We start from the raw sequence: 14,429 nt of genomic DNA on the forward strand, positions 1-14,429 counted from the left end.
AACACTCACACAAGTAGGCTGCTGGCAGTCTGTTCCCAACGCAGCAGCCCCAAGGCTTGAAGGTAGTCATCTGATGCGATGATACGCTTTTCATGAACGTCTTCAAACGCCTTCTCATCCAGCTGTGCACACTTTTGGTGAATCACCTCATCCAAACTATGGGTAACCGTCGGTATCTGCACTACAAAACGAGCATTGGTCTGAGTCGCCAGATACGCGGGAGCGACCGCTTTAACCAACTCAGGGTCAACACTCCCCGCGCTATGCACAAACACAATGCGCTGAAACACTCGGCATAAATAATTAAACATGGAGTAACTAGAGGAAGAGCCGAATATCAGACACGTGCCCGACATTAACGCCTCAGGATACTCAATCACCAGTAATCGGCCAAAGTTAGGCAAGCCATTATCGTAGGTCTTGTAACGAGAATGACTAAAAGAAATCAGTACATCAACATTAGACGTTTGCTTCGGGGTTAGCTTATTACCAAGATCGCCGCCCATGGCCTTATTTTTATAGCGGTCTTTTTTAAACAGCGCCGCACAGGCTTTCTTTTCCACACCTAGCTTTACCGCTAGGGCAATCGTTGCGGCCAACGCCCCATGATGGGTCCAGTGAGTATCCGTAGGAATAAACGCTCCATCGCCCAGGGCTTTCAGTTCCTTAACAGGATAAACCACACCAGCAGAAGCAGTTAAGCTAAGCACTTGGTGCATAGGGCCGGAAGCGCCCTCTTCCCGTGGGTGATAACTTGCCCCCATCACACTCTCTTTAGAAGGGGCTACCAATAATGCCCAGGGCACGTTACCAGCAGCATTTTCAAGCTGATGAAGATAATCATCCCAGCCTTTTATACCGGCTTTAGTAAGACGCATGCGCCCCATAAATTGGTCAACGCTACCGTTAGTGTCGTTATCTAAAAACAGCCAACCCTGCTTACCTTGCAACACTTTCAGTTGCTCTGCGGCTTCGACATCCCGCGTATCAACCGTAACGTCTTGCAGTAGCCAGCGTGCATCCTCAAGCGCCAGCCATAACCGGAAGCTACCCAGCTTGGGTGGTACAGTAAAACGAAAACCACACACGCGTTGGGGGTGACCTTCAGCCGGCACTGCAAAAATATTTTTGATAACGTCCGGGCGATCAACGTCCAGAGGATGGCACAGCTCAAAGGCAGACTGCCATTCCGCCACAATACGCACTTGTGAATGCATTTCGGCCAGACTTGCTGGCAGTAGCAACCACCCTTGCACAACCCGCCCTGAAGGTTGAAAGCGTGAACCGCGCTGTTCAGAAGGGTAATCCAACGCCCAACGATCAACAGGAGAGTGCCCATTCGCGGTAGTGGAAGACCACTCTTTCAAACGGCGTTTCAGCCACCGGGTTAAATCCGAACCAGAAGAAGGCTGAGCGGGAGATATTTTATTGGCTTGCTCGTTTATCTCCGAGCCACTCCTGACCTGCTTTTTATCAGCAAGTTGCTGCAACCATTTCATTTGTTTTTTGACCTTAGGCGCGAGTTCAGCGGCCAAATGACACGCGGCATCGTTGCGGTCATGGCGCATAAAATAGTCGCGCTGCTTTTGATAATTAGGCGTAGCCGCACTGCCCCGTTTAGCTTTGCCTAGTACAAATTCTTCTACTGACTTTACCAAATAGTGATTAATACGCGCCCCGTCCCAAACAACGTTTCCGCTTAGTCCAAATCGCTGCTTGCCTTGCTTATCCTTACGCGGCACCAACGGTTGGCCAAGACTATTCACGTAACAGCCTCGTTTTAAACGGGCAAAGTGCGGATTATCGAAACGCTCTACATAGTGCGGGCGAACCACACTTTTAATATGATGATTAGGCCCGAATTCTTGGTTGGCGCGCTGGGTAAAACGTTCAATAACTAACCCATCATCGCGGAATTTTGCTCCATTGGAACCAAAACAGGCCCAATTCAAGCCTAGCGCACCAACGTCAGGCGAAACAAAGCGCTCTTCTAACCACGCCAATAGCGTTAGCCCTTCAAGATCTGGTAATAAATACTCGTCAGCATCAATAAAAGCAACTAAATCTATGTTTTTAGGACATTTTTCTAAAAGCGACTGGTAGGCAGGCAGTTGAGGAGGCGTCTCACCTGTTGGCACTGAGATCAGTGTTACTAAGCCCTGATCAGCGAGTACCGATAAAAATTCTTTGGTGCCATCAGTGCTCTCATTATCAGCCATCAAAAAATGGCTGGCCCCCACCGCAAGATGGAACGCCAGCCACTCAACCAAGCTGTCTAGTTCATTTTTAACAATGGCAGCAATCGCAAGCTTCAAATAAAACCCCTCATCATTCGAGACTACATACAAAATTCATCGCACTGCGTGAGTGCGTAAGCGTTAGCCAATGCTACGCGCAGCTCAACAGCGCTAAAGCACGCTTGCGCACGATGACGAGCAGATTGCCCTAACTGTCTGCACTGAGCAGGATCATTCGCCAACATCGCCACCTGTTGGGCAGCAACCGATGAGTCGCCAAATGGCACCAATATGCCAGTGTTAACATCGCCATTTTTAGCAGCAACGACCAGCTCGCTCAAAGCGCCCCAATCATAGGCTACAACAGGCCTAGCAGCGGCCATCGCTTCTAGTACAGTACGCCCAAAAGACTCCTGGAAGCGGGATAGGTTCACCACTATATCCAACTGAGCCAGAGCCGCTTCAGGATGTTCCACATAGCCTGCAAAACGCATATTACTGGGTGCTTTTCCCTGAGCTTGGCGGCGAAGCAGATCATCAATAGCAGGCGTTTGCGCACCAAACAGCACCACCTCAACGAGGGGAGACAAGGCCTGTAGATGCCTCGCCATTTGCTCTACATCCTTCAGACCTTTTTTAGCCACGTTGCTACTTAACATGCCCACGCGAACGCCTGCCTGCGGTACGAAGTTCACCTCTGGCAAGGTAAGCAACGGCAGCATATCGATGGTATTCGGCACAATAGCAAGGCGTTTGGGTGAACCAAACAATGCAAACGCCTCGGCCACACACTGGGAGTTCGCCACGACAATATCTGCTAGCTTATGCACGTGGCTCACTAACTCATCGGGCGTCGCTCCCAGAAGGTCACATAAGCTCTCGTCGAAAGCAGGCAGTTCACGCACATGCACAAGGGAAGGAATGCCCGCCCGCTTTGCCGCAAGGTATGGCTCATGCAGCACCGCCGTATTACCATGCAGTGCCTTGACGTTGTAGCGAGATAGTAGCGCTTCAAACTGTGCCACTGTTGTTTCGTTGGCTTGTTTTCCCCCCTGCCACCAACCATAGGGCATCACCACCAATGCTTTACAACGCTTCAGCAGCGCCTGTTCGTAGGCCACGTTGTTGGCTTCTGGTAGCGTCACCACCACATTCCAACGCAATTCGCCCATCGCATCCAGCACATCTAGCAGGCTGCGTTCCGCACCAAACAGCGTACTGCCCGCTTGATGAGCACAAAGCATCACGGTAGGCCGGTTTGCAAAGGCTTTCTCACCTTGCCATTCGGGCAGTGGCTGATAACCCTTTGCCTGCCCCACACTTAGAAAATGAGCCAGCGGATTAAGGTTAGTTTCTCCCACTTCTGGATAACGGCGCACATAACCAGAGGTCGAAAAACCTGGGCCAGGATCACGCCCTTCGCTTGCCCCGCTTTCCACGTAGTGGTTTAACGGTTCAACGGGCGTCTGCTGCAAATCTATATAGCGGGTAAGGTACCAACCCGCATCCAACAGGCCAGATTCACTAATCAGCTCAAACTCACTAGGCGGAGGGTTGGGAGGTGCCGTGTCTCTAAGCATTCCTGCCGGGGCCGTAAACAACCGCTCAGCGGGTGCAATAGGCATATTCAGGCCCTGTTTCAGCCCCTGTGCCGACCGATGCCAACGCGCTGCCGCCTGCATATAACGAAAGCGGTTGCCGGTGAACTGGCTTACTAAGTGAGACGAGGCATGCTGACTTAACGAACCACCATCGGCGAGCCCAAAGGAAAGTGGTACGCCTGGCAGCACGTCACTAACGCTGCCCGCACCGAAAGCGGCCTCGACCCGCCAGCGCCATTCAGTATCCGCATTGACCTTGACACCATCCCAATAGCCTAGGGCTTCAAATACCTCACGACGAAACATCAACGACGACATGTTTGGATACACCCAACCGAACTCATCCAATCGCCAACGGTGGAACATAAGTTCAGGAGTGACCCGTACCCAGTGAGACAAACACGCTTTTATAGCGGACTGCCCGATTAACGCCTGGCATTGCAGGGCTAGCTTTTGAGGATGCGACCAGTCATCGCTATCGTGGGTAGTAATAAATGGAGCAGTGGCCGCCGCCATACCCGTATTACGGGCAGCGTAAGCCCCCTGGTTTTGGGAATGACGCAGCACCACCAGTTCTATATGGGGCGGTACACTGGCCTGAAGCTGTTCTACCTTGGCAACGCTGCTATCGGGGCTAGCATCGTCCACCACGATAATTTCCAAGCGCACATCACGCTGACAAAACAGGCTGGTAAGTGCCATTGTGATAGTGCGCTCCGCGTTATACAGCGGAATAATGACACTAACAAAGGGGGAGTCGTGAAGGGTGAAGGGTGAATCGTGAGTGGTGAGGGGTGAGGGGTGAAGAATAGCCCCACTAGCGCGTGATAAGTCTCCACCAAAGTCAGTACTGGAATAGTCAGGCGCAAGATTATTCAAATGCAGCGGCTGCTCAGGGTCAGCCAACGCAAGCGGCTGCAATCCCTGAGCTTGAAAACAGCGATTAATCACCGCCAGCCACTCTGATTCAAGGTCTGGATCGGGCGTTAAGCTTAGCCGCTCTTTCGATAAGCTGAGCGCATTTGCCCTGGCCAACGTGGTATCTGCTTGGTGTGGGTAATACATTTCTAAAAACGCTAACGCTTCAGCTAACGCGTTATCGCACTGAGAGGCATGGTCAGCCTGCTGGCAGCAAGCGTCTACCACCAGCAACGCCGGGCCAGGAAAACCGAAGCTCGGCAGTTTTCCTTCGGATAGCAAAACCTCTAATACGGCTGACCAGTTCGCTTGCCAGGCATACCACCGAGCGAGCTCCCAACGAGCGGACAAGCGTTCAACTGTCGTCGCATTGTTAGCGGTTAGTAAGCGTTGCAAGCGTGGCAAAACAACGGCTTCAGCCCCTCGCCATAACGCATCCCCCCAGCCAATGGCTTGGTTGCGGCATGCCAAACGCCCTTCTGCTTTGCCATGGTGCTGGTAATGCTCCCATGGGTCGATACCGGCAGCCGCCACATCGGTGTAAGTAGCCAAATACCACTGAGCATCAAAGACTTCCGCATCAAAACCGCTTTCAGTAGCGTTGGTTGCATTCTGATGAGCAACGCGTCGCCACTTATTTAATAAGGACTTGGCTAACAAGGACTTGGTCAGAAAAGAGAGCATGGCAACCTATTATAAAAACACACTAAGCTTAATCGCTGCCAAACAGATCACGGGTATACACTTTATCCGCCACATCCTGCAGCTCATCCACCATGCGGTTCGCCAAAATCACATCGGCTTTTTGTTTAAACGCATCGAAATCACGCATCACTTTAGAATTGAAAAATTCATCGGCATCAAGAGCCGGCTCATAGACCACCACTTCAATGCCCCTGGCTTTTAGGCGTTTCATCACACCTTGCATAGCGCTGGCGCGGAAATTATCAGAGCCAGTTTTCATAATCAGCCGGTACACACCCACCACTTCTGGGTTACGACGCATAACGGATTTTGCGATGAAATCCTTGCGAGTGCGGTTTGCCTCAACGATGGCCTGAATCATGTTGCTAGGCACGTCTTGATAATTGGCCAGCAGCTGCTTGGTATCTTTAGGCAGACAATACCCGCCGTAACCAAAACTTGGGTTGTTGTAGTGCTTACCAATACGCGGGTCTAAGCCTACGCCTTCAATAATCTGCTTGGCATTCAACCCATGCGTTTCTGCGTAGGTATCTAGCTCATTAAAGTAAGCCACGCGCATCGCCAAGTAGGTATTAGCAAACAACTTGATGGCTTCGGCTTCGGTACTGTTGGTCAGCAGTACATCAATATCCTGTTTGATCGCGCCCTGCTTCAGCATCTCGGCGAAGACCGCTGCACGCTCAGAACGTTCACCAATGATAATCCGCGATGGATAGAGGTTATCGTGAAGCGCCTTTCCTTCACGCAAAAACTCAGGAGAAAAAAGCAGGTTTTGGGTATTAAAACGCTCGGAAGCTTCGGTGGTGTAACCTACCGGCACGGTAGATTTAATCACCATCACCGCATCCGGGTTAATGCGCATTACCTGAGTAATCACTGCCTCAACACTTTGGGTATTGAAGCAGTTGGTTTCTGGATCGTAATCGGTCGGCGTAGCGATAATGACGAACTCCGCCTGTTTATAGGCGGCTTCAGCATCCAAAGTAGCCGTAAAGTGCAAGTCTTCCCTCTTTAGAAACGCTGAAACCTCAGCGTCTTCAATCGGAGAGACACGGTTATTTAGCTTTTCAACTTTCTCAGGCACGATATCAACGGCCACCACCTCGTGGTGCTGTGCCAATAACATCGCGTTTGAAAGGCCCACGTAGCCCGTGCCAGCGACTGCAATTTTCATCTATCCTCACCCAAAGTCATTACACACGATGCCAGATTATTGATTAATCACGCTTATTTACCAAGCGATTAGGTTAGATAGAAGGTAATGCTTTGGCAATATGCTCGGCGCACCATTTGGCTAGCTTTGCATCACCAGCTTCTACCATCACACGAATCAGCGGCTCAGTGCCGGACTTGCGTAACAGCACACGGCCATTGGCAGCGAGCTTTTCTTCTGCCTCAGTAAGCGCTTGCTGAACCTGTGCACTTTCGAGAGGGTCTTCATTTTTACTGGCTTTAAAGCGCACGTTAACCAACACTTGGGGTAATTTGTTCATGCCCTTCTTAGCCATATGAAGCGTAGTGCCCTGGTTTAGCAATGACGTCAGCACGCGTAGCGAAGCAATTACCGCGTCACCTGTAGAGGCATGATCAAGACTCAGCAAATGACCAGAACCCTCCCCTCCTAAGCGCCATCCCGTACTTTTCAGCTGCTCCATGACATAGCGGTCACCTACTTTGGCGCGCACAAACGGCACGTCAATCGTAGCCAATGCTTGCTCAAGCCCCAAATTGCTCATCTGGGTGCCAACAATACCGCCTGTGTAGCCCGCAGCTTTGGCATCTTTCGCCAGCAAAAACAGCAGCTCATCACCATCAACGACCGCTCCGGTGTGGTCAACCATCATCAGGCGGTCGGCATCGCCATCCAATGCGATACCAAGATCGGCTTCGTTCTCTAACACCGCAGTACATAGGCTGCGCATAGAGGTCGCGCCACAGTTCGCATTAATGTTTACCCCGTTGGGCTGGTCATGAATGCTAATAACGTCAGCACCTAACTCTTTGTAAACAGCCGGCGCAACTTTGTAGCCAGCGCCATTCGCGCTATCCACTACAATTTTCAGCCCGCTTAAGCTTAATGTACTAGGCAGCACAGCTTTGCAGTATTCGATATAACGGCCAGCAGCATCGTCTACACGGCGCGCTTTACCTAATGCTTCTGAACTTACACACTCCATACCGCCTTCCAGAGCGATATGCAGCTTATTTTCAATCTCCTGCTCTTGAGCATCGGTCAGCTTGTAGCCACCCTGCCCAAATATTTTGATACCGTTGTCGTCAAAAGGGTTATGAGAAGCACTGATGACCACCCCCGCATCTGCGCGGAAGGTAGAGGTGAGGTAGGCCACCCCAGGCGTAGGCAGCGGCCCGACCAGCGCCACGTTGACCCCCCCCGCCGAAAAGCCCGCTTCCAACGCAGACTCCAGCATGTAGCCACTTGCTCGGGTATCTTTGCCGATCAACACTTCTTTAATACCTTCTGCCCCCAGCACTTTGCCAGCGGCCCAACCCAGCTTCATTGCAAAGTCCGGGGTCATGGGGAATTCGCCAACACGGCCACGAACGCCATCGGTGCCAAAATATTTACGCATGTTAAAACCTGAATAGTGAGTGGTGAATAATGAAAAGTGAATGGTGAGCACCCCCGCGGGTGCGCTGACGCTTACGCCGCGCTACAAAACCTGTTTATTCAATACGTTTGTAGCGCGGTGTAACGAATCTCGCGAGGAACGAGCGAATGAGGCACCCGCGAAGGCGGCGAAGCCGCCCCTGGATTTACTCCACCGTGACGCTTTTCGCCAAGTTACGTGGCTTATCTACGTCCGTGCCTTTTACAAGCGCCACGTGATATGACAACAACTGAAGTGCAACCACGTGTAACACGGGCGAAAGCAAGCCGTAGTGTTCCGGCATCATCAGTACATTCACACCTTCGCTCGACTTCACGGCACTATCACCATCAGCAAACACGTAAAGCTGCCCGCCACGAGCGCTCACTTCCTGCATATTGGCCTTTAGCTTTTCTAACATCTCATCATTGGGCGCCACCACCACCACTGGCATATCCGCATCAACCAACGCTAACGGGCCGTGCTTCAACTCCCCAGCTGGGTAAGCTTCTGCATGAATATAAGAAATTTCTTTAAGCTTCAGCGCACCTTCCAACGCAATCGGGAAGTGGCGGCCACGGCCTAAGAACAGCGCATGGTGCTTATTAGCAAAATGCTTCGACCACGCTTTGATGCTTGGTTCAAGTGCCAGCACCTTTTCAACTGCGATGGGCAAGTGGCGCAGCTCGTCCAGATAGGCTTTCTCATCTGCTTCATCTAGACGCTGATTCGCTTTTGCCAACAAAAGCGTGAGCAAAAATAGCGCGCTAAGCTGAGTGGTAAAGGCCTTAGTAGAGGCAACACCAATCTCCGGGCCAGCACGGGTAATAAAACGCAGCAGCGTTTCACGCACAATGGCAGATTCAGGTACGTTACAAATCGCAAGCGTATGGGTGTGCCCCATTGATTTAGCGTGCTGCAATGCGGCGAGCGTATCAGCGGTTTCACCAGACTGTGAAATCACTACCACTAGCTGGTTAGGATTCGCCACGCTTTTGCGGTAACGGTATTCACTGGCAATTTCAACATTGCACGAAATACCGGCGACTTGCTCGATCCAGTATTTAGCCGTCATGCCCGCGTAGCTAGAGGTACCACACGCCAAGATCAGTACGGAATCTACCTGCTCAAAAACGGCTTGCGCTTCTGCACCAAAAATACCCGGCTGCAGTTGGCCTGCGCCGCTCAGCATTTCTAGCGTGTTACCCAACGCTTGCGGCTGCTCAAACATCTCTTTTTGCATATAGTGATTAAACTCACCCAGCTCGACTGCATTGGCAGAAAGGCTGGAGGTAATCACTTCGCGCTGAGCCGGTTGGCCGAGAGCATCGACCAGGGTGATAGAGTCGCTGGTCAAACGCGCGACATCACCATTTTCTAGGTACATCATCTGCTGAGTGACAGAAAGCAGTGCCGAGGCATCTGAAGCGGCATAGTGGCCGTCATCAGCAATACCTAACATCAATGGAGAACCCTCACGGGCAACGACTAAGCAATCCGGCTCCTCTTCGCTAACCACCGCCAGGGCGAAAGCGCCTTGCAAATGCGCCACAGCGCAACGCACTGCAGAAAATAGATTTTCCGCTGGTTCGCCAACTTCACCTTTAAAGCAGGCTTGAATCAAGTGGGCGATGGTTTCAGTGTCGGTGTCTGAAGTGAACTCATACCCCAACCCCTGAAGTTTCTCACGCAGGGCTTCATAGTTTTCAATGATGCCGTTATGCACCACCGCCAAACCACTAGAAATATGCGGGTGAGCGTTACGTTCAGCAGGAACACCGTGAGTCGCCCAACGGGTATGGGCAATGCCCACATTACCCTCGACGCCCTTCTCTGAAACGCGGGCTTCCAGTTCTGATACTCGGCCCTTGGCACGGGCCCGCACCAAAGCTCCAGAAGCATCTAGTACGGCTAACCCAGCAGAGTCATAGCCACGGTATTCAAGCACCCTCAAGCCTGAAAGCAAAAACGGGGTACATTCCCTTGCGCCAATGGCGCCAACGATTCCGCACATACTCAATCCTTTAATAACGACTTATAACGACGATGGCTTTCACTCGCATGCAAAGAGCCATGTGCAAAAAACCATTTGCAATAAACGAAGAGCAAAGGGCCATTTGCAAAGGGCTATTTACAAAGACCAGTCACATAAAACAGCTACAGAAGATCGGCCACAAGAGACCAATCACAGCCACCTTTAGAAAACCGATCATAGAAAGTATCCCATGAACGGCCCCTTAAGGGGGAGCATCTTACACTCCCTATGGTTAAGGCTTCAAAGTACAGCCTTCACCCATTTCCCCAAACAACAAAATACGGATTAAGCTTTTCGCTGGGGTTGGCGTAGCTAAGCTGTTTACCCTCTAACGCTTCAACCCGGCCACCCGCTTGAAGCACGACTGCATGAGCAGCACCAGTGTCCCAAAGGCAGGTAGGGCCTAAGCGGGGGTAAGCATCAGCCTTTCCTTCTGCAATTAAGCATAGTTTAAGCGAACTGCCCATGGGCAGCATTTCATGCTTGCCCAGCTTTTCAAGCCACGCTGCTAAATCCGGGCTGGTGTGCGAGCGACTACCCACGACACGCCAAGCCGACGCGGCTTCCGGTTTACCTGCAACTCGAATTTCATGGCGTTCGCCATTCGCTTCCACCTTGAAAGCACCTAAACCTTCAGCGGCGACATAAGCGGTTTCAAGCGCCGGCGCGGTAACAACGCCCAAAATCGGTTTGCCGTTTTCAATTAGCGCAATATTAACGGTGAACTCGCCGTTGCGCTTGATAAACTCTTTTGTACCATCTAGCGGGTCTACTAACCAATAACGGCCATTGCTATCTACTCCCGAAAAGCCTTCTGCATCTTCCTCAGAGAGTATTGGCAACTGTAATTCAAGCCCCTGCAAGCCGCGCACAATCACATTATGGGCCGCTTGATCCGCTTCAGTTAGCGGGCTTTTGTCTTCTTTTTCTTCCACGCTAAATTCGCAGGCATAAACCGCCATGATGGCATCGCCCGCTTCACGAGCAATACGCTCTACAGAATCCAATAACGCTTGATCAATCATAGTGCCATTCCCTTATGATTAAGCCACCAAACAACGGCTAGCTGCTTGGTGGCTTATCGATGCTTACATTACGCGTTCAACATACATACTATGAGAGATCAGCTAATTAGGCCACGCTCACGCAACGCATTAATCACGCTATCAGCCGCTTCTTCGGCACTCATCTCTGAGGTTTTCAGGTGAATATCTGGCGACTCAGGTGCTTCATAAGTTGAGTCAATGCCAGTGAAATTCTTCAATTCACCTCGGCGAGCCTTTTTATAAAGGCCTTTAGGATCCCGGGCTTCTACTACATTCAGTGGCGCATCTACGAAAATCTCGATGAACTCATCCGCTTCCAGCAAGTCTCGCGCAAATTGACGCTCACTGCGGAAAGGCGAAATAAACGCGGACATAACGATCAACCCAGCATCCACCATCAGTTTGGAGATTTCCGCGACACGGCGCACATTTTCAACGCGATCAGCATCGGTAAAGCCTAAGTCACGGTTTAAACCATGACGGACGTTATCACCATCGAGTAGGTAGGTATGTTGCCCCTGGGTAAATAGCTTTTTCTCAACCAAATTAGCGATCGTTGATTTACCAGCACCAGAAAGACCTGTGAACCACAGAACTGCGGGCTTCTGGCTCTTCGCCAACGCACGTGCCTGTTTATCAATATCCACGTGTTGCATATGAATATTCTGGCTACGACGAAGAGCAAAATGCAGCATCCCTGCACCCACCGTATTGTTCGTCATACGGTCAATCAGGATGAAGCCACCGGTATCGTGGTTATCTTGATAAGCATCAAAAGCAACCGCACGATTCAAACTAATCGTGCAGACACCAATGCCGTTCAAATCAAGCTGCTTCCCAGCCGTATGTTCCAGCGTATTAACGTTAACCTGATATTTAATATCGGTAACGGTCGCTGACACCATCTGGGTGCCTAGCTTCATTAAGTAAGGGCGGCCTGGCAGCAGCGGCGCCTCATGCATCCACACCAACGTTGTTTCGAACTGATCAGCCGTATGAGCAGGCTGCTCTACACCGGAGATGACATCGCCCCGAGAGATATCAATTTCATCGTCTAGCAGCAGTGTTACAGACTGACCTGCCACCGCCTCGTCCAAGTCACCATCAAAGGTGTAGATGCGTGACACCGTGCTGGATTTACCAGAAGGCTGAACGCGAATTTGATCGCCAGGGCGAACAACACCACTGGCTACCATTCCAGAAAAACCACGGAAATCCAGGTTAGGACGGTTCACCCACTGCACTGGCATCCGGAAGGGAGAGCGCTGCAAATGCTCGGCATCCAGCTCTACGGTTTCCAAATAGCCCATCAGCGTAGTGCCGTGATACCAAGGCATGTGCGGGCTTGGCTCAATAACGTTATCGCCTTTCAACGCCGACATGGGGATAAACGTAATGTTTTCCAGACCGAGCTGTTTGGCAAACGTACGGTACTCTTCGACGATTTGATCGAAACGCGTCTTAGAGTAATCCACCAAGTCCATTTTATTGATGGCAACGACGACATGCCGCATGCCCATCAATGACATCAAAAAACTATGACGACGGGTCTGAGTCAAAATTCCGTGACGTGCGTCAACCATCAAAATGGCAGCGTCTGCCGTGGAAGCGCCGGTCACCATGTTGCGGGTGTACTGCTCATGCCCAGGTGTGTCGGCAACGATAAACTTGCGCGTCTCAGTAGAGAAAAAGCGATACGCCACATCAATAGTGATGCCTTGCTCACGCTCTGCTGCCAAGCCATCGACCAGCAGCGCAAAGTCCATGTCGCCGCCCTGAGTACCGTATTTTTTAGAGTCAGCTTCAATAGCAGCCAGCTGATCTTCAAATAACAGTTTGGATTCAAACAGCAAGCGGCCAATCAGGGTGCTTTTACCGTCATCAACGCTGCCACAGGTAATAAAACGCAGCAGGCCTTTATGTTCGTGGGCCTTCAGGTAGCCTTCGATGTCTTCGGCAATAAGTTCAGATGAATGCGACATTAGAAGTACCCCTCTTGCTTTTTCTTCTCCATGGAAGCAGCGCTATCGTGATCAATCACACGCCCCTGGCGTTCTGACGTCTTGGTCAACAGCATCTCTTGAATGATGGCAGGAAGCGTATCGGCTTCAGACTCCACCGCGCCGGTAAGTGGGTAGCAACCCAACGTACGGAAACGGACCTTGCGCATCATCGGTACTTCGCCCGGCTCTAGCGGCATGCGCTCATCGTCCACCATGATCAACGCACCGTCACGCTCAACTACAGGGCGCTCTGCCGAATAGTAAAGCGGAACAATTGGAATATTCTGCAGATGGATATACTGCCAAATGTCCAGTTCAGTCCAGTTAGAGATGGGGAACACGCGGATAGACTCTTTAGGGTTCTTACGCGTGTTGTACAGCTTCCACAGCTCAGGACGCTGATTTTTCGGGTCCCAACGGTGCTGTGCAGAACGGAAAGAGAACACACGCTCTTTGGCACGAGACTTCTCTTCATCACGACGAGCACCACCAAAAGCCGCATCGAACCCGTACTTATCAAGTGCTTGCTTCAAGCCCTCAGTTTTCATCACATCGGTGTGAATCGCCGAGCCGTGGGTAAACGGGTTAATGTCTTTCTCAACCCCTTCCGGGTTGATATGCACCAAAAGATCCACACCGATCTCTTCGGCCATTTTATCGCGGAATTCATACATCGCGCGGAACTTCCAGCGTGTATCCACATGCAAGAGTGGAAATGGCGGTGAACCAGGCGCAAACGCCTTTCGTGCCAAGTGCAGCATAACTGCGGAATCTTTACCGACGGAATACAGCATTACCGGGTTTTCAGCCTCGGCGACCACTTCGCGCATGATCTGGATGCTTTCCGCTTCCAGTCGCTGCAGATGGGTGAGTGATGTCATCATTTTTCCCAACGTTGTGTGAAAAATTGTTCTCAAGTGGCCGGTCGTGGCACTACCTTAAAAAACCTAAGTATCCAAACGTCTAAATATCTACGTATAGAACTTAATTACATGCCCAGTGCCAAATCAGCAGGCACTGGCACTAGCCAAAATGAAGGCTGCTGCTCTAACCAGTCAGTTACCTCTGGGCTTGCTGACAACAAATCCCCACGAAATACCAGGGCAGCACCACCAGATGAATTTAGTGCACGAAACACCGATAGGTACGCTTGTGCTTCAGGCAGTTTTTTAAAACAACGCATTAATAACCGCCTCCCAGGGGCCATGCAAATAAATCTGGTACACGGAACCGGATGGATGAGTCACCCGCCGAACACCACCTTGCCAGCGCTGG

9 protein-coding genes are annotated in these 14,429 nt (G+C 51.2%); all 9 read right to left on the reverse strand.

What is annotated here, in order from left to right:
- Window positions 1-5: 5 nt before the first annotated feature.
- Complete coding sequence (locus tag REH51_RS02570; protein WP_234667738.1) at window positions 6-2,315, reverse strand: glycosyltransferase family 92 protein; 2,310 nt, start codon at window positions 2,313-2,315, stop codon at window positions 6-8.
- Window positions 2,316-2,338: 23 nt separating this feature from the next.
- Window positions 2,339-5,440: a glycosyltransferase gene (locus tag REH51_RS02575; protein ID WP_498936766.1), complete on the reverse strand. Its 3,102-nt coding sequence runs from the start codon at window positions 5,438-5,440 to the stop codon at window positions 2,339-2,341.
- 28 nt (window positions 5,441-5,468) lie between these two features.
- Entirely contained in the window at window positions 5,469-6,635 is a 1,167-nt protein-coding gene (locus tag REH51_RS02580; protein ID WP_009721829.1) for a nucleotide sugar dehydrogenase, read from the reverse strand.
- Window positions 6,636-6,708: 73 nt separating this feature from the next.
- Complete coding sequence (gene glmM / locus REH51_RS02585) at window positions 6,709-8,052, reverse strand: phosphoglucosamine mutase (protein ID WP_498936768.1); 1,344 nt, start codon at window positions 8,050-8,052, stop codon at window positions 6,709-6,711.
- A gap of 184 nt (window positions 8,053-8,236) precedes the next feature.
- Entirely contained in the window at window positions 8,237-10,084 is a 1,848-nt protein-coding gene (gene glmS, locus REH51_RS02590) for a glutamine--fructose-6-phosphate transaminase (isomerizing) (RefSeq protein ID WP_009721827.1), read from the reverse strand.
- Between the two features lie 275 nt (window positions 10,085-10,359).
- Window positions 10,360-11,130, reverse strand: a complete 771-nt coding sequence (gene cysQ / locus REH51_RS02595) for a 3'(2'),5'-bisphosphate nucleotidase CysQ (RefSeq protein WP_009721826.1) — start codon at window positions 11,128-11,130, stop codon at window positions 10,360-10,362.
- Between the two features lie 98 nt (window positions 11,131-11,228).
- Window positions 11,229-13,133 carry a sulfate adenylyltransferase subunit CysN gene (gene cysN, locus REH51_RS02600; protein WP_009721825.1) on the reverse strand — a complete coding sequence of 635 codons (1,905 nt, stop codon included), beginning with the start codon at window positions 13,131-13,133 and terminating at the stop codon, window positions 11,229-11,231.
- On the reverse strand, window positions 13,133-14,035 hold the full coding sequence (cysD, locus tag REH51_RS02605) for a sulfate adenylyltransferase subunit CysD (RefSeq protein WP_009721824.1): 903 nt from the start codon (window positions 14,033-14,035) through the stop codon (window positions 13,133-13,135). The genes cysN and cysD overlap by 1 nt, the downstream gene beginning before the upstream one ends.
- 107 nt (window positions 14,036-14,142) lie before the next feature.
- A complete protein-coding gene (locus tag REH51_RS02610; RefSeq protein WP_009721823.1) occupies window positions 14,143-14,337 on the reverse strand; it encodes a hypothetical protein in 195 nt (64 codons plus the stop codon).
- Window positions 14,338-14,429: the final 92 nt, after the last annotated feature.

Source organism: Halomonas bluephagenesis, from assembly GCF_054790765.1.

Excerpts from the sequence above, each read along its gene's own strand:
- REH51_RS02575 (WP_498936766.1), bottom strand. The coding sequence starts at position 5,440 with ATGCTCTCTTTTCTGACCAAGTCCTTGTTAGCCAAGTCCTTATTAAAT.
- REH51_RS02580 (WP_009721829.1), bottom strand. The coding sequence starts at position 6,635 with ATGAAAATTGCAGTCGCTGGCACGGGCTACGTGGGCCTTTCAAACGCG.
- glmM (WP_498936768.1), bottom strand. The coding sequence starts at position 8,052 with ATGCGTAAATATTTTGGCACCGATGGCGTTCGTGGCCGTGTTGGCGAA.
- glmS (WP_009721827.1), bottom strand. The coding sequence starts at position 10,084 with ATGTGCGGAATCGTTGGCGCCATTGGCGCAAGGGAATGTACCCCGTTT.
- cysQ (WP_009721826.1), bottom strand. The coding sequence starts at position 11,130 with ATGATTGATCAAGCGTTATTGGATTCTGTAGAGCGTATTGCTCGTGAA.
- cysN (WP_009721825.1), bottom strand. The coding sequence starts at position 13,133 with ATGTCGCATTCATCTGAACTTATTGCCGAAGACATCGAAGGCTACCTG.
- cysD (WP_009721824.1), bottom strand. The coding sequence starts at position 14,035 with ATGACATCACTCACCCATCTGCAGCGACTGGAAGCGGAAAGCATCCAG.
- REH51_RS02610 (WP_009721823.1), bottom strand. The coding sequence starts at position 14,337 with ATGCGTTGTTTTAAAAAACTGCCTGAAGCACAAGCGTACCTATCGGTG.